Genomic DNA, 2,203 nt, shown 5'->3' on the forward strand with positions numbered 1-2,203 from the left:
ACCACAACGCGCCAATTCGTCCTCGAAACAGATGGCGTTCACGACGAAACTACTGCCGACTTTTTCAACGGAATCGGCCCATCCCGGACTTCCAGTCGACGCGGGCGATGTCAGCTCCCGGGGCACAACCGGAAGTAACCCACGGCGGGACCGAGAGGCGGCTTGGGACCCGAAGCGGACTACTTCCGTGGCTGCATCGTCCGGACTTCAAGTTCCCCTTTCGGGGCATTGTTGAGTTGTTTAGCCAGATCGATCACTTCTTGATCCGTCCAATCGCGATCACTGATCTGCCAGGTCCCGCCTTCCATGGGCTCTCGAATGACCGGGGTCAGAAGCGTCCGTCCCGCAAGACGAAGCTCAAGCGGCTGACCAAGATTGCTGTTGCCAAGAATACGCAGCGTTTCCTCGGACGTCTCCGCGAAGATCAAGTTCAGGATGGGCCGTCCTGTTCGCTCATCGTGACCTGCTTTTGCACTGCTGAGCACAACCACGAGTTCATCCGCCACGCATCCCGAAATCAACACAAACGTGGTGACAGCAATCAGTAGTGATCGGCATCTCAACGACTTCATTGCCCAGCTCCAAGGTCCACGCAGATCTGGCGTCTGCGTCATTGTAGACGAGAGCACTCACGTCGCCTACTGGCCCGTTTGAGACCTCTGGTCGGCGTCAAGGACATCGGCTCGCCGGGCCAGAGCAGAAGCCACATCCCAGGTCGATAAGGCCGGTTTTGACCCAACTGAGACGTCTCTGAGACACAAGCTGGTCGGTAAAGTGCATAGTAGCTTGACCGCTAGAGTTTGAATTTGATAGCCTCAGGATACGCATGGAGGCCGCGGGCCAGTGGATACTTCGTCCTAAACAGAGACTTTGGGCTTTCGCCTGAAGGCCCGCCCTGGGTAGCCCGCGCGATAGTGTCGGCCGCCGTTCAAGCGTCTGGACGAACATGCACGTCTCGAAAATCGTACCCGAAGCTCGCCTCGATGACGTGCGCGCTGCTCTTAAGACCGTGTTCGGTACTTGGAATGTAGCTGCTCTTCAGCCCCTGAAGGGCGGAGTTTCGGGAGCGCTGATCCTTCGCTTTGAAGTAAGAGAGCGAGATTATGTGCTGCGGATCGAACCTGAACGCGTCGCACTCCAAGATCGCCAGAGAGGCCTTTCATGCATGACCACAGCCGCCGCGGTCGGCGCTGCGCCTGCCGTACACTACTCAGATGCGGCGACCGGCCTGTCGGTTATGGATTTTGTACCAAACAGACCACTCGCGCAGCATCCTGACGGACTCGCAGGAGCGGTACGCGCTCTCGGCAAGCTCACGGCGCAGCTACAGTCGAGTCCACCGTTTCCGATCATGCTCGATTATCCAGAGCTGATTCAGAACATCATGATTAAACTCGTAAAGTCAGGACGCTTCGCGTCCGGTCAGTTGGACCGTCACGCTGAGGGGCTTGCTCTGATTCGCGCAGCGCTTCCGTGGGACTCGTCCTCATTGGTTTCAAGCCACAATGACCCAAACGTGCGAAATATCCTCTTCGACGGCAAGCACGTTTGGCTTGTCGATTGGGAACTCGCTTGGCGAAATGATCCGCTGGTTGACCTGGCGATTCTGACCATCGAAGTGGCGGAATCGGCGGAGCTTGAGGCAATTTTACTGGAGACGGCGTTTGGTGCAGTCCCCGATCGCCGCTTGCGCGCTCGACTGAGCGTTATTCGACTGCTTACGCGACTCTTCTACGGTTGCATCGTTCTCGATAGCCTTTTGGGGACACTGCACCGGTCGGCATCCAACGAAGATCTTGCAGGAATGACACCCATAGAATTTCGCGCCGCCGTAGCGGAGGGACGTTTGGCGTCTGGCTCACCTGATGTGGCTTACGCATTTGCGAAGATGTCGCTCACGGCCTTCATCACGGGGTTAGCGGCGCCCGGTTTCAGCGAAATGCTGGAAGTGGTGAAGCAGGGTTGACCAACTGACCATCCAGTGGAAGCAGGGCGCGACCCAGTTACATGGCACGCCGGAAGGTCTGCTGTTGGCCCGTGGCCGACCTCGGCCCAGAGCGCGGCGATGTCCGCTTCCGAGAGATGACTCGACCAAGGGCATGCTGGCTGCCGAGGGCCGCTTTTGACCGATTTCGTTGAAAAAGTCAGCAGTTGCGACGCAGAGATATCGGTGATTCAGTCTGTCTAGTGGGCAGGACTGAAG

At 57.7% G+C, this 2,203-nt stretch carries 2 protein-coding genes; one reads left to right on the forward strand and one right to left on the reverse strand.

Annotation, left to right across the window (positions count from 1 at the left end; all coding sequences use genetic code 11):
- Positions 1-179: 179 nt before the first annotated feature.
- The gene (locus QW887_RS34835) at positions 180-572 is read right to left on the reverse strand and encodes a SecDF P1 head subdomain-containing protein (protein ID WP_316161024.1); all 393 of its coding nucleotides are present in this window, start codon (positions 570-572) and stop codon (positions 180-182) included.
- A gap of 374 nt (positions 573-946) precedes the next feature.
- Between QW887_RS34835 and QW887_RS34840 the strand changes: the two genes are divergently transcribed.
- Positions 947-1,966 carry a phosphotransferase gene (locus QW887_RS34840; RefSeq protein ID WP_316196200.1) on the forward strand — a complete coding sequence of 340 codons (1,020 nt, stop codon included), beginning with the start codon at positions 947-949 and terminating at the stop codon, positions 1,964-1,966.
- Positions 1,967-2,203: the final 237 nt, after the last annotated feature.

This window comes from Bradyrhizobium sp. SZCCHNRI3052 (assembly GCF_032484895.1).
GTDB lineage: Bacteria > Pseudomonadota > Alphaproteobacteria > Rhizobiales > Xanthobacteraceae > Bradyrhizobium.